Source organism: Burkholderia sp. 572, assembly GCF_040545135.1.
GTDB classification, from domain to species: domain Bacteria; phylum Pseudomonadota; class Gammaproteobacteria; order Burkholderiales; family Burkholderiaceae; genus Burkholderia; species Burkholderia cepacia.
Map to the genome: position 1 here is coordinate 103,127 of NZ_JBEPLH010000014.1, position 19,276 is coordinate 122,402.

Annotated in this window: 18 protein-coding genes and 1 pseudogene; 4 read left to right on the forward strand and 15 right to left on the reverse strand. The window is 66.1% G+C overall.

Annotated elements, in window-relative coordinates; translation table 11 throughout:
• Positions 1–242: 242 nt before the first annotated feature.
• The 5 genes from ABIC51_RS25775 to ABIC51_RS25795 all read right to left on the reverse strand — a co-directional run bounded on the left by ABIC51_RS25775 (position 243) and on the right by ABIC51_RS25795 (position 5,236).
• Positions 243–842 carry an SLOG cluster 4 domain-containing protein gene (locus tag ABIC51_RS25775; protein WP_354006689.1) on the reverse strand — a complete coding sequence of 200 codons (600 nt, stop codon included), beginning with the start codon at positions 840–842 and terminating at the stop codon, positions 243–245.
• Positions 839–2,086, reverse strand: a complete 1,248-nt coding sequence (locus ABIC51_RS25780; RefSeq protein WP_027792131.1) for an MFS transporter — start codon at positions 2,084–2,086, stop codon at positions 839–841. The genes ABIC51_RS25775 and ABIC51_RS25780 overlap by 4 nt, the downstream gene beginning before the upstream one ends.
• A 296-nt stretch (positions 2,087–2,382) precedes the next feature.
• Positions 2,383–2,712, reverse strand: a complete 330-nt coding sequence (locus ABIC51_RS25785) for an H-NS histone family protein (protein WP_027792132.1) — start codon at positions 2,710–2,712, stop codon at positions 2,383–2,385.
• Positions 2,713–3,061: 349 nt separating this feature from the next.
• Positions 3,062–4,411 carry a reverse transcriptase family protein gene (locus ABIC51_RS25790; protein ID WP_354006690.1) on the reverse strand — a complete coding sequence of 450 codons (1,350 nt, stop codon included), beginning with the start codon at positions 4,409–4,411 and terminating at the stop codon, positions 3,062–3,064.
• A 252-nt stretch (positions 4,412–4,663) separates the two neighbouring features.
• Complete coding sequence (locus ABIC51_RS25795) at positions 4,664–5,236, reverse strand: plasmid fertility inhibition factor family protein (protein ID WP_027792134.1); 573 nt, start codon at positions 5,234–5,236, stop codon at positions 4,664–4,666.
• A gap of 624 nt (positions 5,237–5,860) precedes the next feature.
• Here ABIC51_RS25795 and ABIC51_RS25800 point away from each other — a divergent pair.
• Positions 5,861–6,133 carry a hypothetical protein gene (locus ABIC51_RS25800; RefSeq protein ID WP_027792135.1) on the forward strand — a complete coding sequence of 91 codons (273 nt, stop codon included), beginning with the start codon at positions 5,861–5,863 and terminating at the stop codon, positions 6,131–6,133.
• On the opposite strand, the gene ABIC51_RS25805 is transcribed toward ABIC51_RS25800, so the two are convergent.
• Positions 6,130–6,270: a hypothetical protein gene (locus ABIC51_RS25805; protein WP_155253152.1), complete on the reverse strand. Its 141-nt coding sequence runs from the start codon at positions 6,268–6,270 to the stop codon at positions 6,130–6,132. The genes ABIC51_RS25800 and ABIC51_RS25805 overlap by 4 nt on opposite strands.
• Positions 6,271–6,562: 292 nt before the next feature.
• On the opposite strand from ABIC51_RS25805, the gene ABIC51_RS25810 reads away from it, so the two are divergent.
• Complete coding sequence (locus ABIC51_RS25810) at positions 6,563–6,991, forward strand: VOC family protein (protein WP_027792136.1); 429 nt, start codon at positions 6,563–6,565, stop codon at positions 6,989–6,991.
• Positions 6,992–7,131: 140 nt separating this feature from the next.
• Here ABIC51_RS25810 and ABIC51_RS25815 read toward each other — a convergent pair whose 3' ends face one another.
• The 4 genes from ABIC51_RS25815 to ABIC51_RS25830 all read right to left on the reverse strand — a co-directional run bounded on the left by ABIC51_RS25815 (position 7,132) and on the right by ABIC51_RS25830 (position 11,709).
• Entirely contained in the window at positions 7,132–8,115 is a 984-nt protein-coding gene (locus tag ABIC51_RS25815; protein WP_060170119.1) for a M14 family metallopeptidase, read from the reverse strand.
• 81 nt (positions 8,116–8,196) lie between these two features.
• Positions 8,197–9,525: an MFS transporter gene (locus ABIC51_RS25820; protein WP_060170117.1), complete on the reverse strand. Its 1,329-nt coding sequence runs from the start codon at positions 9,523–9,525 to the stop codon at positions 8,197–8,199.
• A 180-nt stretch (positions 9,526–9,705) separates the two neighbouring features.
• Complete coding sequence (locus ABIC51_RS25825; RefSeq protein WP_027792138.1) at positions 9,706–10,614, reverse strand: LysR family transcriptional regulator; 909 nt, start codon at positions 10,612–10,614, stop codon at positions 9,706–9,708.
• Positions 10,615–10,755: 141 nt separating this feature from the next.
• Positions 10,756–11,709: a dTDP-4-dehydrorhamnose reductase family protein gene (locus ABIC51_RS25830; protein ID WP_354006691.1), complete on the reverse strand. Its 954-nt coding sequence runs from the start codon at positions 11,707–11,709 to the stop codon at positions 10,756–10,758.
• A gap of 50 nt (positions 11,710–11,759) precedes the next feature.
• On the opposite strand from ABIC51_RS25830, the gene ABIC51_RS25835 reads away from it, so the two are divergent.
• Complete coding sequence (locus tag ABIC51_RS25835) at positions 11,760–12,032, forward strand: hypothetical protein (RefSeq protein ID WP_027792140.1); 273 nt, start codon at positions 11,760–11,762, stop codon at positions 12,030–12,032.
• A gap of 730 nt (positions 12,033–12,762) precedes the next feature.
• On the opposite strand, the pseudogene ABIC51_RS25840 reads toward ABIC51_RS25835, so the two are convergent.
• The 3 genes and pseudogenes from ABIC51_RS25840 to ABIC51_RS25850 all read right to left on the reverse strand — a co-directional run.
• Positions 12,763–13,362: pseudogene (locus ABIC51_RS25840) on the reverse strand (type VI secretion system Vgr family protein); the annotation flags it as partial.
• Positions 13,299–13,754 carry a type VI secretion system baseplate subunit TssF gene (locus ABIC51_RS40865; RefSeq protein WP_080982127.1) on the reverse strand — a complete coding sequence of 152 codons (456 nt, stop codon included), beginning with the start codon at positions 13,752–13,754 and terminating at the stop codon, positions 13,299–13,301. The pseudogene ABIC51_RS25840 and the gene ABIC51_RS40865, both read right to left, overlap by 64 nt.
• Positions 13,755–13,798: 44 nt before the next feature.
• Positions 13,799–14,212, reverse strand: a complete 414-nt coding sequence (locus tag ABIC51_RS25850) for a DoxX family protein (RefSeq protein WP_027792143.1) — start codon at positions 14,210–14,212, stop codon at positions 13,799–13,801.
• 1,006 nt (positions 14,213–15,218) lie between these two features.
• On the opposite strand from ABIC51_RS25850, the gene fliD reads away from it, so the two are divergent.
• Positions 15,219–16,721, forward strand: coding sequence for a flagellar filament capping protein FliD (fliD, locus tag ABIC51_RS25855; RefSeq protein ID WP_301761960.1), 1,503 nt, complete (start codon positions 15,219–15,221; stop codon positions 16,719–16,721).
• A 171-nt stretch (positions 16,722–16,892) separates the two neighbouring features.
• Here the strand turns inward: fliD and ABIC51_RS25860 are convergent, their stop codons facing one another.
• Together ABIC51_RS25860 and ABIC51_RS25865 are read right to left on the reverse strand one after the other, a co-directional pair.
• Positions 16,893–17,540, reverse strand: a complete 648-nt coding sequence (locus ABIC51_RS25860) for a hypothetical protein (RefSeq protein WP_124814944.1) — start codon at positions 17,538–17,540, stop codon at positions 16,893–16,895.
• Positions 17,541–18,311: 771 nt separating this feature from the next.
• Positions 18,312–19,256 (reverse strand): dihydrodipicolinate synthase family protein, encoded by a 945-nt coding sequence (locus tag ABIC51_RS25865; RefSeq protein WP_146252975.1) that lies wholly within the window; start codon positions 19,254–19,256, stop codon positions 18,312–18,314.
• Positions 19,257–19,276: the final 20 nt, after the last annotated feature.

Sequence of the window (19,276 nt, forward strand, 5' to 3'; positions counted from 1 at the left end):
CACCGTGTTGCATGTCACCGCCACGAACACCGTCACGACGTGAACCGCATCTACCAACATGTCGACCGGCGCCCCCCCGTGGCGCCTGGGCCAGATGTGGTGTGAGACCATCGGTCATGCCTCTGCGCGCGGCTCGACCATGATGCAATGGCTGCCATTCGACAGTGAGCGTGCACTCGGCATGCGGGACGACCGGCCGGGACACGAGCGGGTCCGATCTCCACCGAGGCCGATTGCATGAACTATCGTTTCGCCTGCTCCGCCGAAAACGCGTCTTCCACGAACCGGATCACGTCGTCGAGCGACGACGTGCACGTGGCGCCCGCCGCGAGCACGCGAAACGCCCCCTCCGGCCCGAAGCAGACGAGCGGCTTGCGCCAGCGCCGCGCGAGCGCGATCTCCTCGGCCGTGCCGTGCCCGCCCGGCAGCGCGACGATCAGGTCGCTGCTCAGCACGTTCACGTAGTTGCGGTTGATCGTGTGCGGCTCGGCATCCGGCTCGCGGCGCGGCAGCGGCGTGAGGATCGGGATGTCGACGAACGGATGCGGATAGCCGTCGAGCGGCACGAAGCCCGCGAGCGGATCGGCCTGCGTCGGCAGGATGCCGATCGATCGCCCAGCCCTCCCGGGCACGCCGGCGAACGCCCGCGCGACCGCCAGCATCACGCCCTGCCCGCCGCCCGTCAGCAGGTTGAAACCGGCCTGCGCGAGCCATGCGCCGAGCGGCTCCGAAAACGCGAGCCACGGCTCCTTGCCCGAGCCCATCACGCCGATCGTCCTGTTCTTCTGCTGCATCGTGGTTTCCGGAGAAGGGGTTGGATTGCGCGCGATCGCCGCGCTCATTCGAGCTCGACGCCCTTGAGCTCGGGAATCAGGAACAGCGTCGCGACCATGTCGAGCACGTAGAGGCCGGCGAGCATCGCGATGGCCGTCTGGAACGAATAGTGCGCGGCAAGCGCGCCGACCGCGACCGGGCCGAAGCCGCCCACCGCGCGGCCGATGTTCCACAGCACGTTCTGCGCGGTTGCGCGTGCGGCCGTCGGATAACCCTCCGACATCAGCGTCCCGTAGCCACCGACCATCCCGTTGACGAACATGCCCATCAGCGCGCCGGCCCACAGCATCGCCGTCGGGTCCGACAGCCGCGCATACGCGATGACCGTCGCCACCGCGCCGAGCTGGTACAGCAGGAACGTCGGCTTGCGCCCGATGCGGTCGGCCAGCTGCCCGAACACCCAGACGCCGATCATCATCCCGACGACCGTCACCGCCGTCCACACCCCCGACTTCGTCAGCGAGAAACCCATCTGTTTCGACAGGAAGGTCGGCAGCCAGATCATGATCCCGTAGTAGCCGAAGTTCTGGACCGAACACAGGATCACGATGCCGAGGCTCGTGCGCGCGGTGCGGCCGTCCGCGACGAGCAGGCGGAACGCGTTGGCCTTCGGCTGCGCCGCGCGCTGCACGAACGCTTCCGGCTCGTGCAGCTTGTTGCGCATCGCCCACGCAAGCAGTGCGGGCAGCACGCCGACCAGGAACATCCCGCGCCAGCCGATGTGCAGCAGCAGGAACGGCGTCAGCAAGGCGGCCAGCAGCACGCCGGCCTGCCAGCCGAGCGCGACGTAGCACGATACGCGCGCGCGTTTGCTGGCCGGCCACGCTTCCGCCGCGAGCGCCATGCCGATCCCGAACTCGCCGCCCAGCCCGATGCCCGCGATGGTGCGGTAGACGAGCAGATCCCGGAAACCCTGTGCGAACGCACACAGCCCGGTGAAGACCGCGAACAGCAGGATCGTCCAGGTCAGCACGCGCACGCGCCCGTAGCGGTCGCTCAGCGCACCGAACAGGATGCCGCCGGCGACGGCGCCGATCAGCGTCCAGGTGACGAGCGCGCCGCCCTGCCCGGGTGTCAGGTGCAGCGCCGCCGTGATCGCCGGCAGCATGAAGCCGAGGATCAGCAGGTCGAAGCCGTCCATCGCATAGCCGATCGCCGATCCGGCCAGCGCTTTCCACGCGTATGCGCCGACCTGCTCGACGCGCGGGGCCGACGGGCCGCCGAGCGTCGGAGATTTCATGTTTGCTGCCATGGTGTCCCGCCACGATTGTCCGGCGACATTCTAAGGCCTGTGCCCGCGAACGAAGGACCGGCAGGTCGGCCAGTGGCGAGGCTCCGCGCGCGCCGGCACCCGTCTGCGGGACGGCATGGCGGCAACCTGCGGGTCATGAACGGGAGAGAAAAACGGCGGGCCGGTGTCGGCGGTGAAGCCGGCGATGTCGCGGCCAGGCCGGACTCCGGACGAACGACTACGTGGGGGAGCGGGTTGCCGGCCGGCCCGCTTGCGCGAGCCGGAAGGCGCCGGAGGGTCCAGCGGCCTGGCCGGCTTCAGCCCTGGTCGTCTCCGGGCCACCAGGTCTTGGCCTCGCGGTCGACGGCGAGCGTGTCGAGATCCTTGCCTTCGAGCCATTTCGGCCGCGGGCCGCGGCCCGACCATGAGCGGCCGGTCGTCGGATCGTAGTACTTGGCAGGCGCCTTGCGTTTTCGCTGGACGATATAACCGAGCGCGCTCAGCACTTCCTGCTGCGAAATTCCCAAAAGCTCGACCTGTTCCTTGAATGCCGCGAGCGCGGCCTGCTTCTCCTTCTGCTTCGCATCCGACAGCTTGATATTCAGGTCCCGAAGTTGTGCTTCGAGTTCCTGCAGGGCCTGGGTCATGTATTCATCCTCTTTGGGCATGTTTTCGCAAAAAGCTCCGATGGCGGAACCTACCACGAAGTTCCGCCGATGGGTGCTGTCAAATGTATGTATCGTTTGCCTGAGCCGGCGTGGCTTGCGCGATACGCACTAAACGACGTCGCGCGTCAATCGATGACAGACTGAACCGGCCCGGCAACGCGCAGCCCGCCGCATACGAAGGCACGGGCGAACGACTGCGGCAAGTAGGCGCCGCACCAGGCACTGGCGCGGCATGGCGCGAATGATAGCAGTGCACGGCATCGCGATGCAGAAGTCGTCGGCCGGCGTCGATCCGGACCCGGTCGCTTTTTGGTCGCTTTTCGGACGCTCACAGACCGACGTCGCAGGCGTCCCACGCGATCCTGTCGAACAGCGCGCGCAGCTTCGCGCCGCGCGCCGCGTTCAGCGCGGCCGCATGCGCGACGCGCCCGGCGAGATGCGCGCGGAAGTCCGGACGCGCATCGCGATTCTGCGCCGCCGGCCCGCTCCGGATGCAGTTGGTCAGGATGGCCTTCAGGAGATCGAACTCATCGCGCGCCAGGTTCGGATGACGATTGACGACCACGCCGGCGAGTTGCTGGCGCACGCCGCGCCGCATCACGCGCGTCTTGCGCAGGTGCAGCGCAAAGCCCTCGTCGAGCGCGATCGCGGCAACGCGCACCTGCAGCCGCTCGACGTCGCGCGCCAGCGCGCCGCCGCCGGAAAATGCGAGATCGTCGGCGTAACGCGTGTAGGTTGCATCGAGCGAACGCGCGAGCGCGGCGAGCCGCATGTCGAACCGGAAGGCGCTCAGGTTCGCCAGCGCCGGCGACGTCGGCGCCCCCTGCGGCAGATGCCGTTCTCGATAGCGCTGACGGCCGATCCAGTCGAACCGGTCGCGCAGATCCGGGGCGAGCAGCCGCGCGGACGGCACGCGGTTGGTGCACAGCCCGGTAAGCGTGCGCGCGACTTCGGCCGGGTATCCGAGCGTGACGAACAGCGCGTGAATGCGCGCGGCGCGGATCGATACGAAGAAATCCGCGAGATCGAAACGGACGACGACATCGCGATCGGCATGCGGCGCCGCGAACGACACGATCCCGTGCCCCTTGCGAAAACCGTGCACCGCTCCGTGCGGCGCGATGCGGTCGAGCAGCCCGTGCAGGATGCGGCGCTGCGCTTCGCGCAGCCGGCCCTTCGGGATCTCGACCAGGCGGCACCCGCCGCTGCGCTTGTCGTGCGCCACGTACGTGTAGTGATGCAACGGCGTGGCGCCGCTGCGCGCGTCGACGCGCCAACGGTCGGACAGCCAGTCGAGTTCCGGCACGCGCACGCCGAGCCAGTCGGCGAGATCGCCGGGCGTCGCCCATTGCGGCACGTCGCAGCCGGCCAGCGGCGCCGGCAACGGCAGCTGGACGAGCGGCCGCCGCACGACGCGGATCGCGGCGGGCCGGTCGCTGCCGTACCACGCGAGCACGAAAGGCGGCGCATCGGCGAGGTGCGCCGCAAGCGCATCGATGTCGACATCGGCCCAGCGCGCGCCGAAGCGCACGAGCGCGGCGTCCGCGACTTCGTGAGTCCACGGCGGCGCGCCGCCGAGCACCGCCGCCATCCGGGACAGGACGCCGGCACGTTCGGGCGCACCGGCCAGCATCGCCTCGGCAATCGTGCGGGTGGTATCGCGCAGGGATGAAGACATGGAAAAGGATGGGCGGGACGATGAGCCAACGTGACGGGTATTGCGAGGAGTCACGTTGCGCAACGCGCAACGGCGCTCCTTGCGACGCATCGGGATGTCGATCTGATCCACGGGGTAGCCCCGTAGTCCTGGAACATCGGCTGCCTGTTCCGGGCGTGAGCTTGACCCACCGGCCCGCGATGCGACTTTAATGGCCGCGAACGCGGCGTGTCAAACCGGGGCGATCGGCGCTGCCGGATCGCGACCACCGACCTACGCGCGCCGGGAAAACAGTTCGCGGTACGCGATCGGCGCGACGCCGACACCGGCCATGTTGTTCAGCATCGTGGCCCAGGTCGCGTTGTCGACGCTGACCGGAAACGACCGCACGCGGTTGGCGAGCAGCCAGAAGGTGCGCGTCATGCCGTTGCTCATCGCGACTTCGTACCCGCCTCCCTCGATCCAGTAGCCGACCGGCGGCAGTGCCACCGGTTCGAGGCGGCCGGCCCGGAACGCGGCGGCGGCCGACGCGTACTTGCTGTCGAGCGGCATGACGCGGCGCGGCACGCAGTCCTGCGAGTTCGGCTGCGGGAATCTCGGGCTCGTGCCGAGCCACAGGCCATAGAACGTCTGCGCGTCGAGATGCACGACGTAGCGCTCCGTTTCGGCGGGCGTCGCCGCCATGTAGCAGTCGGCCTGGCCCGGAACGGCGACACGCCACATCGCGCGCTGCGCGCTGAGGTCGACCAGCTCGCTCGCCTGCGGCCGTGGGTGGACGGGAGACGGTCGTCCCGCTTCGCGCAGGTCGCGCGCGCGATCGAGACCGATACGAAGACGTGTCAGCATGGGCCCTCTCTTGCTCTCGTGATTTGTTCGAATGAGCCGGGGCGCGGGCGAAACCATCGTCGCGTGTCGGCAAACCGTGTGCCCGATGCCCTGGCGCGCCCGGTGTGCCCGGGAACCCGCGCAGTGTAGCGCCTTTCCGTTCGGGCACGAGTCGCTTCGTGCCAGGGATTCCTCCCGCGCTCGATCAATCGAACCCCATGAACGCCCATGCGCTTCGCCTGCCGCGCCGGCACCACCATCGATCATCGCCTCAATATTCGCCGTCGATTATTTGAATATCGAAACAATCAAAAAATAAAAACAACACCATCCAGAATTCAATTAAATCAAATTCAAACAAAAAATTATCGAATTCCATTAACGATAAATTAATTCGATTGGCGCCCTCAAAGCCAAATAAATAGTCTGTGTTGTGCGCCGCAACACCGCGATTCAAAAATCAAAGAGGTAACGGAGGCGCAGCACGAATCATTTCATTCGTGCTTTGTCGCAAAGTTCCAGCTTGCCAGGCCCCGTTGATTTCCAGACGCTTGCGAATCAGCAATCCGGAAGGACAGACATGTCTTTCCGGACGTGGCCGACGTCGTCAGATCGCATCATTTCATTCAATTCCAAAGGAAAGTCATGAAGAAGATTGCAACCGTGCTGTTTTCAGCACTGATGCTCGCCTCCACGTGCGCGTCCGCACAGGCGCTTTGCAAAGCCGGCAAGATCGACAAGATCGAAACCGACACCACCGGCAACCTGCTGGTGACGATCAACGATGGCGTCTACTCGTTCAGTGCCAAGGAAGTTTATTCGATTATTTACCAGGCATATTCGGAAAACAGAAATATGTTTATCTATGGAAATAATTGCGCGAATGGCTCGCCGGCGACCCGCTTTGCGATTCGTTAATCGATCTTGAAGCGCTCGACGATTATCGATACGTGAAGCCCGGTGCTGGATTGACGGTCTGAATCCAGCACCACCGCGGGCTGGGGTGCCGATACTGCGCGACATCGCACCTGCATGCCCGCTACCTGTTCATCCATCTGCCATTCCCATCCGGGTACCGACGAAGCCGGCCGGCTTGCCATTGCGATTCAGGCGTCGTCCGGCGTTTGTCGCCTCCATCGCATCATCGTGACGTTCACGCCGAGCCGGATGCCCGGTTCGTTGCGCCAGGCTCGCGCGTGATTCCATGTGCGGCTTGTGAAAGCGCATGCACGGCCGTAGCATCAGGCATCCCTGCGTCGGCGACCGTCGGGGCCCAGCCATGAGCAGACGCCCGGCTGTCGGATATCGCCATGCGCAGACCGTACCCATCCCCGTCGAAGGCGCCCAATGATCGACCACGTTTACATCTCAGTCACCGACATCGAAAAATCACTGGCCTTTTACGCTGAAGCCTTGAAGCCGCTCGGCTGGAGCATTTTCGGCAACTACGACTCCGCCTCGGGCCCGGAAAGCGTCCCCGATCTTTACGGCATCGGCGACGACGTGTACGGCAAGGGAGCGGGAGTCGGATCGAGCATCTGGCTGCGCAAACGCCATCCCGGCGAGACCGGGCTTTACGTCGGGATCGTCTGCGATACCAATGAACTGGTCGACGCCGCCTACGCCGCCGCGATCAAGGCCGGCGGGATTGACGAGGGGAAACCGGCGGATCGTACCTATTTCGCCCCCGGCTACTACGCCGCCAACGTTGCCGACTTCGACGGCAACCGTCTCGAATTCGTACACAAGGCGTGGAACCCGAAGCGACACGCGTAGCACATCGATGCACGGGCGCCCTGGCTGTTCGGTCTGCGCCGCCCTCCCGATGCGTGAATCGCATGCGGCATGGCCCACCACGCATCGGCTGAGAAGCGCGACCGCGCGGGCCGTCTCCCGGCGGTCCGCCACAGGCGACGTCACCGATCCAGCAAGCGCCCCAGCCGCATCATCGTGACGTTCACGCCGAGATGCCGCATCGACGGTTGCACGATCACGCAGTTGTCGTACGGCGTGACGATCACATGGTCGCCGTCGCGGGCAATTTCGGTGCCGGCCTTCCCGATCACCTCGAGCCCCGTGAACGGTTGCGAGAACCGGAAATCCATCGAACGCGCGACGACCGGCTCCGTGATCTCGACGAACTTCTGCCGCACCGGCGCGGCCTGCGTGAGGAAGGCCGCGACGTCGTCGCGCGCGACCACGCCCGCATGCAGCAGGAAGCGCGCCGCGCTGTCGAGCGCGACGTCACGCGCGCTCGCGGCGAAGTGCTGGCCCGTCTCGATCAGCAGCGCATTCTTCGCGCTCGCCGCGTCGCCGAAGCCGCCGTAGTCACGCAGCCGCGTGCCGTTCGCATGGCCGCGGTCGATGATCACGTGCTCCGGCGTGCCGATTGCGGCCGCCAGCGCGATCGCCTTCTCGAGCGGCCCGGTCATCATCAGCGGCGCGGACGCTTCGTGCATCGAATGAATGTCGAGCAGCAGGTCGACCGTATCGAGCAGCGGACGCATCGCGCGCGCACGCGCGAGCTCGCGGCTGTCGCGCGTGCCGTCGAGCGCGGCCGGCGTCCACACGCGATTCATGTCCTCGTCGAGGTAGCGCGTCGCATCGGCGTTCTCCGCGCTGAAGTGCTCGTAGGCGCCCACGTTGCCGAAGCCGAGCGACAGCCGGCCCGCAACCGGCTGCAGGCCCGCGGCCAGCAACGTGTCCACCGCGATCGCGCCGCTGACTTCGTTGCCGTGCGTCAGCGCGAGGATCATCACGTGCTTGCCGGGCCGGCCGCTGTCGAACGTATGCAGATAGTCGATGCCCGTATTGCCCGCGCGCCAGCGCGAGATGTCGGGGAAGGCCACTTCGATCGGATAGGCCGGCAAGGCGGCGCGGATGGCTTCAAGCGTGGTCATGTCGGAAAGGCTCAACAAGGTTCGGAAAAGGCACGGCCGGCGTGTGCCGGCTGCGCCGGAATCGGGTTTGCGGCCGGCGCGTCACGCCCCGGTCGCGCGTGTCGATGGCGCGGCGGCGGCCGCCGTGCCGCGCATCCGGCGGCCGAGCGAAATCACCGACGTGATCCCGAGCACGGCCGTCGCCATCACGTAGAAACTCGGCGCCAGCTTGTTGTGCGTCGCGTCGATCAGCCAGGTCACGATCAGCGGCGCGAAGCCGCCGAACAGCGTCACCGAGAAGTTGTACGACAGCGCGAGGCCCGTGCCGCGCGTGCTCGTCGGGAAGATGTCGGCGAGCAGCGCCGGCAGCGGCGCGAGGCTCACCGCGATCAACAGGCCGACCAGCGCCTGGACCGCGAGCAGCGTCTCGACCGTCGGATAGCGGTTCAGCATGACGAACAGCGGCCACGTCGTCACGCCGACCAGGATCAGCGCGATCAGCATCACGCGGATGCGACCGAAACGGTCCGACAGATGCCCCACGACCGGCGCGGCGACCATCAGCATCGCGCCCGTGACGACCGCGCCGAGATACGACGACGTGGCCGGGATATGCAGCTGCTTGACCGCGTACGTCGGCATGTACAGCTTGTGCACGTAGTTGAAGGCCGTGGCCGTCGCGACCACCCCCGCGCCGAGCAGCATGTTCGCGCGATCGCGCACGAACACGTCGCGCAGCGGCGACTTCGCGCGCCCTTGCTCACCCAGCCGGCGGAAATCGGCCGGTTCGTCGATGTTGCGGCGAATGTAGAGCCCGACCGGGCCGATCAGCAACCCGACCGAAAACGCGACGCGCCAGCCCCACGTGTGCAGCTGGTCGGTCGTCAGCAGCAGGCTCAGCAGCGCCGATACGCCGGCCGCGAGCACCGTCGCGAGCCCCTGCGTCGACATCTGCCAGCTCGCGAAGAAACCGCGGCGCTTCGCATCGGCCTGCTCGACCATGAACGCGGTTGCCGCGCCGAATTCGCCGCCCGTCGAGAAACCCTGCAGCATCCGCGCGACGATGATCAGCAACGGCGACGCGATGCCGATCTGCGCATACGTCGGCGCGAACGCGATCATCGCGGTGCCGAGCATCATCAGCCCGATCGACATCGTCAGCGATGCCTTGCGGCCCGCGCGGTCGGCGTAGCTGCCGAGCACGATCGAGCCGAGCGGACGCGTGACGAACGAAATGCCGAACGTGCCGACCGACAGCAGCAGCGAAGTCGCCGCGTCGTGCGTGGGGAAAAACAGCTGGCCGATGACGATCGCGAAGTAACCGTAGATCAGCAGATCGTAGAACTCCAGCGCGTTGCCGATGCTCGCGGCGCAGATCTCGCGCCACGGGTTGTGCGGGGCCGGCGTCGCGCCGTGTGTATTGCGGGTCATCCCTTTGCTCCTCCGGTAATGCTGGCCGTCAGGATTTTGAAAGACGGCGCGCGGCTTTGCCGGCGGCCGTTCGGGCCAGTCAAGCGCGGAGTGTAGGCAACGCGGGGCGGGCGTTCGTGCCGTTTCGGCACGCAATCGTGCCGATCGGCGCGCAGGCCGCGCGGGCGCTGCCCGCGGAGGCTATGCGGCGCCGTCGTCGCGGGCCGGCGCGGTGCGCCAGATCGCGTCCAGTACCGGGTGCGGGTCGTTCCGTCGACGGTACAGCGCAATGTCGAAGCCGATCTGCCAGTCGGCGCCCCCGACGATCGCGAGCTCGCCGCGCCGGACGTCGTCGGCGACGAGCCGCTGCGGCAGCCACGCCAGGCCGAGCCCGCGGCGCGCCATCGCGAGGATCGCTTCGTACGAGTCGGCCTGGTACACGGGCCGCAACGTCGGGCGGCCGGGCATTTCGGCGAGATGGCGCGCCAGCACCGCGCGCAGGGTCAACGTGCGCGCGAACGCGAGCCACGGCACCGGCGCCTGCCCGGCCGGCAGCCGGTAGCGCACGCTGCCGCGCGCATCGAACGCGCTGACCGGCACCAGCACCTCGCGCGCGACGGACAGCCAGTCGAAGCGGTCGCGATCGATCAGCAGCCGCGTATGCGGGCTCGAATAGACGATCAGCATGTCGGCGTCGCCGGCCGTGAGCTGCAGGATCGCTTCCTCCGCGCTGCCGGTCGACACGGTCGCCGTAAAAAAACCGGCGCGCGCAACGGTCTCGTCGTACCAGTCGGGGAAGAAGGTGGCCGAGAGCGTGCGGCCGGTCGCGATTCGCAGGTTGTTCTCCAGCACCGGCGACGCTTCCTGGAGTTGCGTGCGGGCGCCGTGCAGGACGTCGAGCGCGTTCGATGCCGCATCGAGAAACACGGTACCCGCCGCCGTCAGTTCGAGCGGCTTCGTGCGCGCGATCAGGCGCGCGCCGACCCACTCCTCGAGCGACCGGATACGGCGGCCGAACGCCGGATGCGTGACGAACCGGTTCTCCGCCGCGCGGGTGAAGCTGCGCGTGCGCGCGAGTTCGACGAAGTCTTCGAGCCATTTCAGTTGCATGGCTGGGCTCCTGGGTGGGCGATGATGGGCCGGCCGATGCGCGCGGGCCGCCTCCGTCGCGCAGCTGTCGCCGTGGACGGCTGCGGATCACGCGGCGCGGGCCGCGGCGTGGCGCGGCGCGGCGCGGCGCGGCGCCCGATCCTACAGCGTCTGCGGCGCATCGCGCAGCACGGCGCGCAGCGCGATATCAAAAGGCGTCGCGTGATCGATCCCGGCTGCGCGCACGCGCGATGCGTCCAGATGGCAATCGTACGGACGCGGCGTCGCGTCGGTCGGCTGGTCGATCCGCGTGAGCGATGCTTCGATGCCGAGCGCGGCCGCGATCCGCTGCGCAATGTCGTACTTCGTCATCGGCTCCTCGCCCGACCAGTGACGAATGCCCGTGATCGACGCACCCGCGAGATGGCGCAATGTCAGGTCGCGGATGACGTCCGCGACGTCGGGCGTATAGGTCGGGTAACGGATCGCCCAGGCGTCCATGCCGACCGCGGCGGCGCCCGGCAGTGCGGACGCGGCGATCGCCGGCACGAGACTCGTGACGGCCGATTCGCTCCAGTCTACGATCGGGCCGTAGAGCAGCGGCAGGCGCAGCACGCACGACAGCGGCGACGCGGCGAGGAGCGCCGCCTCGCCTTCCAGCTTCGTGCGGCCGTAGATGTTCAGCGGATTCGGGGTGGCGTCCTCGCGGTACGGAGCGGCCTTGCCGTCGAAGACGTAGTCGGTGGAGATGCCGAGCGTCCATGCGCCGTGGCGCGCGGCGAGCGCGCCGATGCGCGCCTGGGCGGTGACGTTGATCGCGCGTGCGCCGTCAGGATCGCGTTCGCAGACGTCCGGGCGGCGTTCGGCCGCGCAGATGATCACGGCGGCCGGCTGGCGGGTGGCGAAGAGGTGTTCGAGGGCCGGCTCGTCGAGGACGTCGAGTTCGGCGAGGTTTTCCGCCGGCAACGCAAGGCGTTTTGCGCCTGCGCCGTGCGGGTTGCGGATCGTCGCGACGAGGTTTAACGAAGACTCGCGGGACAGGGACGCGGCAACCGCGCGGCCGAGGAGGCCGGCGGCGCCGATGAGAAGGACGGTCGATTGCGGCACGGTAGCCATCTGTGAAAGGGGAACGGGGATTCCCCAATCTATACAAGAACAGGCAACCGATGTCGACTCCCCTCACTCGTCGGCTGCATGCCTGTCTTCTCGTCACGTCGGGACTCGCGGCGCCGGTCGGCCTGGCGACACCCGCCGAGCGGATCCGGATGACGCTTCCGGCACGCTCGTCATTCGCGGACAGGCAGGCTGCAGGATTCCCGTCGACCTGCCTGATCTCCAGTTCGACGGGCGCCACCGACGTCGCCATTGCGTCCGACAGGCACGACAGCGCCGCGAGCAAGCCCGGCGCGCTGCTTCAAAAGCCTGTCTGCACTACCTGAATCCTCCCGGAACGGCACAAGAATGCGAACAAGCGCTTGGGTGGCCCGACATAACCATGGTGAAACCCGTAAGCGGCGCCCGGCCCAACCTTGTCCGCGCCGTCATTCGCGACCGGAACGCCACGACGCGAAGCCCACTGCGCCGCTCAGTATCCTGCCGACGCGCACGGGTTCCCTTCCTGCCCCGGCGTCGCAATGCGGACACCGCCCCCCGCTTGCCTGATCACGCAAAACGCCGAGCTGTACACCGGGCCATAGCCCCCTCCCGGTACGATCGAGATGCTGTAGAACTTGTTGATGTCCAGCGCCCTCGGCGCCGCACGCACAACCGCACCGGCCACGGTCTGGCCATAGACGAGACACGCGCCTCGCTTCAGATAAACCGGCGGCGCACTCCCCGGAACCTCCAGCGCCCAATACGTGACAACGGGACTGACCGGGCCGGTTTGTCTCGTCACATCGACCCCGCGGATCTGGATCGGGTCGGAACCAGTGTCGTCACTTGCCGGCAGGCAAGCAGCCGGTTTTCCGTCGATCTGCCTGATGTCCAGGCTAATCGGACCGTGCGACGTGGCAACCGCACAGGAGGTAAACAACCAGCACGATAGGCATGCCACGGCACTGCTTCGCAAAATTTCCCTCACGCTTCGCGTCCATTCATCGCGGCATCGAAACCACTCGAGTCAATCAGGAATTCAAACATCGCCACCGTGCGACGGCGCCCGTCCCGCTACTTCGGCAAATTGTCCATATTCTTCGGATCCCGCAGCAACGGCGCGAGCACCCAGTCGAGTTCTTCCGGCGCGCCGACGTATCCGCGGTGAATGATCGCCTGGTATTTCTTGAGCACATGAATCGCGAAATAATCCGCGACCAGATTTCCCTGCTGCTCCATGTTGTAGTCGTGAAAAACGTTCTGAGGCGTGATGGTGTACTGATAGGCACGCTCGCCGCGAATGGTGACGGTCAGCCCGTGCCAGCGCACCGAATATCCGAGCTGGTATTGCCAGACGTGCGTCATCTCGTGCATGAACCATGACATGTCGCCATCCGCCACCGACGCGGCGGAGAAGTCCTCGAGAAAGTCCTCGTCGCGAAAATACATGTGCCCGTCAGGGGTAACTGCGGTTCTCTTGCGCTGCATGTCGAACCAGAAGTAACTCCCCCGATGCACCCGCACCTTGTCGTAATCGATGCTGTCCTTGAAGACGGTCCAGGCCATCTCGATCTCGCCCGCCGTCAACGGCCGATCATGTCCCTTGACCGTCATCGACTTCTCCGATTCTCCCAACTGAAACTGGTTCGTCTGCACGCCGTTGATCTTGACTCGGCAATCCACGCCGTCACCGCCTTCCGCGCAAGCTTCACGACGCCGTCGATCAGTGGCCGGCTGTCAAGCTGCGTACCACGCGGCACGGTGACGGCGGCCGACATCTGTGCCGCCCGGCCGCTGTCCATCTCGAAGTGCGCGATCGAACATGACGGAAACGCGCGCAAGTAGTGCGGGTACAGCGTCTCGAACCATGCCTCGGTAAACCGCGGATAGTCGTCGTTCTCCGTCGGCAATGTCCTGAAGCAGACGATTTCTGCGAGACGCCGCGGCGTGAACAGCGTCACTGTGCACGCGCAATCATGTCCGGAACCTGTTCGTTTGGCAACGCAGCACCCACGCCGCACGCGCCACACGTCACGCCCCGCCCACAAAAACAAAACCCGGCGCACTTTCGTGCACCGGGCTCCGAGCCGAACGGAACCGCCGCCCCGCCTTACTTCCGGTCGAGCGAATACCGCCCCGGCCCGGTCAGTGCGAGCAACAGCAGCCCGCCGATGATGCTCACGTTTTTGTAGAAGTTGATCATCGCCATGTATTGCTCCATCCCCTGCAGCGCCCAGTAGCGATGGCCGATCAGCGCGGTCGCGAGCGTATAGGCGGCGAACACCAGTGCGAGCGGCCGCGTATAGAAGCCGGCCGCGATCAGCAGGCCGCCGACCAGCTCGACCGCCACCGCGATCACCGCGGCCAGTTCGGGCGCTGGGTTCCCCGTCGACGCCATGTACGCGACGGTGCCCGAGAAGCCGTTCAGCTTCTGCCAGCCGAACAGCACGAACAGGATCATCAACAGCACGCGAGCCGCCAGCAGCAGCTCGTCCTTCTTCGACTCCAGCGAAACGTAACGCATAGCAATATCACCCTTGAATTGACGGTTTGATGCATCCGGTGCCGGGAGGCGCCGAATCACTCCTCGCACGATCGGACAGCAGGCCGGAGCGCCCGCCGCCGAAGAATCCGTCGGGTTGCGCCGTTCCCGGCGCGCTTCCGATCGGTTCTGGCGAAGCACGGGTGCAGTCTACTGTCTCGTCACGAATCATCAATCCGTCAAAGAAGGATTCGCTGTCTCATTAAAGTGGACAATCGACGACAAAAGCGCCGACAGGCAAAGGTCGGCAGGCAGTGCAAATCAACCCGCCGCATGTTTCCGGAACACGGAAACGCCCCGCTTCTTTCAGGCCACCTGATTCAATCGATATTTTCGGCTTCAATTGACACAAATCGGTCACAACCGCGCATATCGAACTTGTCATTAAACGGCGGGTTCAATATCGATTCACAAAGGCCGACTTGATTCCCGCAACTCGACCCGCATTGCAATCTACCGGGCATTCTGTTTCAGAAAAAATCTCATGGCCCGGAAACGAACATCGGCAATGCGAAAACGTTTCGCGGGCAGGCGGACTGGAATCGCCGGTGACGCATGTCGTCCGTCAGACAAGGATTTCAGCCCGTCATCGACTGGGAAACACCCTTTCCACACACCGTCGATCGATCCGATGTTTAGCAGAATCAGCGCAAAACCTTGACCAATCCTTCTCGCCCTTTGCCAGTTTTCAACACCGGGAAAAATGCTTGAATAAATACAGCCAAAACGGTGTGTTTACGGCAAAAAATCGCAGACCTTTAGCCCTCACTCAAACACCCCGTTCCCGTCTGCATTTTTCTCAACATGCATTACAAAAAATTACCAAGTAATACCGATTTAAATATACGATAGCGCACGTCCTTACGTTTTCCCGACACTCCCGTGAACCCCGGGAACGCGTCGCGCCGGACGCGCCCTGCCTTCGAAGCGCCGCAGGCCGACCCGGCAGCCGCTCGTCACGGGATCGTTATTCAACCGGAGACCACCCATGGCAACGAACACGCCCGTGACCAGCGGCGCGAACACGAACAGCCTGTTGCAACAGGCGGCGCAATCGATCATCAACGGCTCGACCGGTAATCCGTCGATGGACGTCGGCACGCTCGTCAAGACGCTGGTGAACGCGAAAACCGCCGGCCGGGCCGCCGCGCTCGCCGCGTCGCAGACCACCGGCACGACGCAGATTTCCGCATTCGGCGCGCTGTCGTCGGCACTGGGTGCGCTCGAGGCGGGCCTCGCCTCGCTGACCAATGGCGGGCTGCAGTCGACGTTCACCGCGGTCGCGAGCGGCAAGGGCCTGACCGCGACGGCGGGCGCGGGCGCGGTGGCCGGCACCTACACGATCGGCGTCACGCAGACCGCGACCGCGCAGGCACTGGCTTCGTCGGGCTTCGACGGGAGCAAGGCGCTCGGCACCGGCACGCTGACGCTGTCGCTCGGCAGCCAGTCGTTCAAGGTCGACGTCACCGGCACGAACAACACGCTGTCGGGCATCGCGGCCGCGATCAACTCCGCGGCGAACAACCCGGGGATCAGCGCGACCGTGATCAACGGCACCGACGGCGCGCACCTCGTGCTCGCGTCGACGAAAACGGGCTCGGCGAACGCGATCAGCGTCGCGGTCGGCAACGTGGCCAACGACAACGGGCTGTCGAACCTCGGCGTCACGTCGACTGCCGACACGACGGGCGGCGCGTCGAAGATCGAATCGGCGAACAGCGCGGCCGCGTGGCGGCAAAGCGCCGTCGCGCAGGACGCGAAGTTCACGCTCAACGGCATCGCGTCGACCAGCGCGAGCAACACGGTGTCGGGCGTGCTGAGCGGCGTCACGCTGAACCTGTCGGCGGCCGCGGTCAGCGCGACCGACACGCAGACGCTGACGGTCAGCACCGATACGAAGTCGCAGGCGGCCACGATCACGAACTTCGTGAACCTGTACAACACCGTCGTCAAGACGATGGGCGCGCTGTCGAGCTACACGGAAGGGGCGAGCTCGCAGGGTGCGCTGATCGGCGATTCGACGCTGAACACGATCCGCAACTCGCTCGCGTCGATCGTCGCGCGCGGTGTCGTGAACGAGAACGGCAACGGACACACGAACCTGATGGCGATCGGCATCTCGCTCGAGAAGGACGGCACGCTGAAGGCCGACAGCGCGAAGCTCGACAGTGCGCTGTCCAACAACCCGTCAGGGGTCGCGCGCCTGTTCAACTCGACGAACGGGATGGGCAAGCAACTGACCGACCAGATCGCGCCCTTCACGAAGAAAGGCGGGATGATCGAAGTGCGCACGAACGCGCTGAGTGCCAACCTGAAGCGCGTCACGCAGCAGCAGACGGATCTGGCCGACTACGCCGCGCAATTGACCAAGCAGTATCAGGCGCAGTTCACGGCGCTCAATACGCTGATGGCCAAGATGAACTCGAACACGCAATACCTGACGCGGCTGTTCGGCGGCGCCAACAGCAGCGGCACGCTGGCGAACAAATGATGCGCGCCCGGGCCGCCCGATGATCGTGGCGGCGGCTGCCGGTCAATGGATCGACCGGCTCGCGCCGCCGCGCACGGCGTCCCGCCCGGACACATCACGCAGACGCCGGCGGTGCGCAAGCATGCGCCGGGCGCCCTTCCGCGGTTCGCTCCATCGCGGCAGGCCGTGCCGTCAGCCGAGACCTTCGACGCGATCGGCAAACAAATCGATCGCACGCGACACCTGACGCCCGAAATAGCCTGGCCGTTCGCGCTCGTATGCGCGCAGCAGCGACGTGCATTCACGCTCCGCCCAGCGCCACACGGGGCCCTGTTTCGCGAAGACCGGATGACCGTGCAGTTCGGCCGGTACCGCGTGCTCGTCGTCCCAGCCCCAGAAATACGCCTGGTACGCACGTGCGTACGGCATCCCCAGATGGCTCGCCACGGTCTCGTCGTGGCGCAGCGTGAAATCGACGATTTCCTTGCGCGCACGGCCGCCGATATCGGCATGACGCGCCTCGATCCAGCAGTGATACCTCGCGAGCTGCGACAGGTGCCGCGCGGTGCGGCGCCGCTCGCGCGTCGTGCACAGCGCATACAGGTTGCCGCCGCCGAAATCCAGCACCTCCCCACCCGCGAACGGCCGGTACGGCTTGCCGGTCAGCAGCGTCAGCACCTGCGCGCCGACGATCGCGTAGTCGGCACATCGCATGTAGCCGCTGCGCGTCGTCGCTTCCGACACGCTCCGGTGGACGACCTCATCGATCACGGCATGCAGCATGGGATCTACCGGTGCCGCCAGGATCGGTGGCTGGCTTGTCGTCGTGACGTGTTGCATGGGAAACGGATGCGGATTCAACGGTTCGTCGGGAAAAGCGCTCGGCGGCGCAATATTACGAATCGTTACAAGAAACGATGAGGGGGGATGATCAGATTTGTGTGCTTTTGTCGCCCGACGTGAACATGCACCGGTCAGCCGGCGGCGGCAGATCGTGGGGCACAACGCGTCGGACGGACGAGCGGCGACGCCGCGGTTGGGGATTGGCTTGGCTTGGCTTGGCTCGACGCGGCTCGGCTCGGCTCGGCTCGGCTCGGCTCGGCACCGGCACCGGCACCGGCACCGGCACCGGCACCGGCACCGGCACCGGCACCGGCGCTTGAGGCTTGAGGCTTGAGGCTCGGCGCTCGCGGCTCACAGCTCACGGCTCGCCGACGGGATAGTGCGATGGAATGGATGAAGGTGGGACCGCGCGTCGGCGCCGTGTCGACAGCCCATCGTCATTCATGACGACGGGCAACCCTGACCGTCAACGAATGCAGCGGCCCCGCCGCGACAGGTACCCTTGCCGCCCTCGACAGCATAGAAACGCCCGATGGATTCGCCGGGCCATACGTTGGGGCCGAGCACGCGCCGGGTTCACATCATCGGCGATCGCGGATACGCCACCAACACCGCTTGTCGCGACGCGTACACAACGCAACGCATCGCGACAAACCGGCCGTGCTTGCAGCCGCCCTGCGCCTCCCGACGCCCCCACGCGCGAGCATCCGCCTGCACGGCACGCGATGCCGTCGCGCACCGCAGAACACGGACGACACACCGCGCGCCCTATTGCGCAGCGATCCGACGACGGAAATGCTCGGTGCCGGCCACGATCTTGTCGAGCACCGCATCGAGTGCCCAGAATCGTTCACGCACGTCGTAGTCGATCGCACGGCAGCGGATCGACGCGAAGGTGCCGATCCGCTGGTGATAGAGCTTCGCGAGCGCCGGGTACCCGAGCGCCTCCGACACCGCCGAGACGACCAGGAACGTCGAAAGCTCGTCGGCCAGTTCGGGATGCGCATCCCCTTGCGTGCGCAACCACCGGTACAGATCCGGATGAAAGTTGGTGAACACGCCGTTGAAGCCGGCGGAACCCGCCTTCATCGCATCCCGCGCGATCGCGGCATTCGCGTTGAGGATCTTCAGCGGCGAGCCCTCGGCGAGCGCGACCCGCCGCTTCACCGTTTCCAGGTCGCAGCTCACGTCCTTGAGCATCACGAACCGGCCCGTGTCGATGCACGCGCGCAGTTCGTCATCCGACAGCAGCCGCCGGTAAGGCGCCGGACATTCGTACAGCCCGAGCGGCAGGTCCGACGGCAATCGTGCAAGCAGCCGGTGAAGGTGGTCGAGCAACGCGGCACTGCCCTGGCGCTGCGGATCGAGGCGGTTGGTCACGAGCACGACGCCCTGCGCGCCCGATTCGGCCGCCGCGCACAGCTCCGCGGCCTGCGCGTCGAGATCGTCGCTGATGTGCCCGGACGCGACGACGGGCACGCGCCCGGCCACCCGCTCGACCACGAAGCGCGCGAGCTCCGCGCGTTCGGCCAGACTCAGGAACTGCATCTCGCTCGATTGCGCGACCGCGAACAACGCATCCGCGCCGTGCGCGAGATACCACTCGATCAGCCGCTCGAGCCCTGCGTAGTCGATCACGCCGGCATCGTCGAACGGCGTCAGCATCACCGGGACGATCCCTTCGATGGTCACGTTCGCTTGCTGCTGTTGCATCTGTTTCTCCTTGCTTCAGT

Bases quoted from the DNA above. Each gene is read 5' to 3' on its own strand.
- ABIC51_RS25825 (WP_027792138.1), bottom strand. From the start codon at position 10,614: ATGCAACTGAAATGGCTCGAAGACTTCGTCGAACTCGCGCGCACGCGC.
- ABIC51_RS25800 (WP_027792135.1), top strand. From the start codon at position 5,861: ATGAAGAAGATTGCAACCGTGCTGTTTTCAGCACTGATGCTCGCCTCC.
- fliD (WP_301761960.1), top strand. From the start codon at position 15,219: ATGGCAACGAACACGCCCGTGACCAGCGGCGCGAACACGAACAGCCTG.
- ABIC51_RS25795 (WP_027792134.1), bottom strand. From the start codon at position 5,236: ATGCTGACACGTCTTCGTATCGGTCTCGATCGCGCGCGCGACCTGCGC.
- ABIC51_RS25775 (WP_354006689.1), bottom strand. From the start codon at position 842: ATGAGCGCGGCGATCGCGCGCAATCCAACCCCTTCTCCGGAAACCACG.
- ABIC51_RS25785 (WP_027792132.1), bottom strand. From the start codon at position 2,712: ATGACCCAGGCCCTGCAGGAACTCGAAGCACAACTTCGGGACCTGAAT.
- ABIC51_RS25865 (WP_146252975.1), bottom strand. From the start codon at position 19,256: ATGCAACAGCAGCAAGCGAACGTGACCATCGAAGGGATCGTCCCGGTG.
- ABIC51_RS25835 (WP_027792140.1), top strand. From the start codon at position 11,760: ATGTCGACTCCCCTCACTCGTCGGCTGCATGCCTGTCTTCTCGTCACG.
- ABIC51_RS25815 (WP_060170119.1), bottom strand. From the start codon at position 8,115: ATGACCACGCTTGAAGCCATCCGCGCCGCCTTGCCGGCCTATCCGATC.
- ABIC51_RS25820 (WP_060170117.1), bottom strand. From the start codon at position 9,525: ATGACCCGCAATACACACGGCGCGACGCCGGCCCCGCACAACCCGTGG.
- ABIC51_RS25780 (WP_027792131.1), bottom strand. From the start codon at position 2,086: ATGGCAGCAAACATGAAATCTCCGACGCTCGGCGGCCCGTCGGCCCCG.
- ABIC51_RS25805 (WP_155253152.1), bottom strand. From the start codon at position 6,270: ATGGATGAACAGGTAGCGGGCATGCAGGTGCGATGTCGCGCAGTATCG.
- ABIC51_RS25810 (WP_027792136.1), top strand. From the start codon at position 6,563: ATGATCGACCACGTTTACATCTCAGTCACCGACATCGAAAAATCACTG.
- ABIC51_RS25790 (WP_354006690.1), bottom strand. From the start codon at position 4,411: ATGTCTTCATCCCTGCGCGATACCACCCGCACGATTGCCGAGGCGATG.
- ABIC51_RS25850 (WP_027792143.1), bottom strand. From the start codon at position 14,212: ATGCGTTACGTTTCGCTGGAGTCGAAGAAGGACGAGCTGCTGCTGGCG.
- ABIC51_RS25860 (WP_124814944.1), bottom strand. From the start codon at position 17,540: ATGCAACACGTCACGACGACAAGCCAGCCACCGATCCTGGCGGCACCG.
- ABIC51_RS25830 (WP_354006691.1), bottom strand. From the start codon at position 11,709: ATGGCTACCGTGCCGCAATCGACCGTCCTTCTCATCGGCGCCGCCGGC.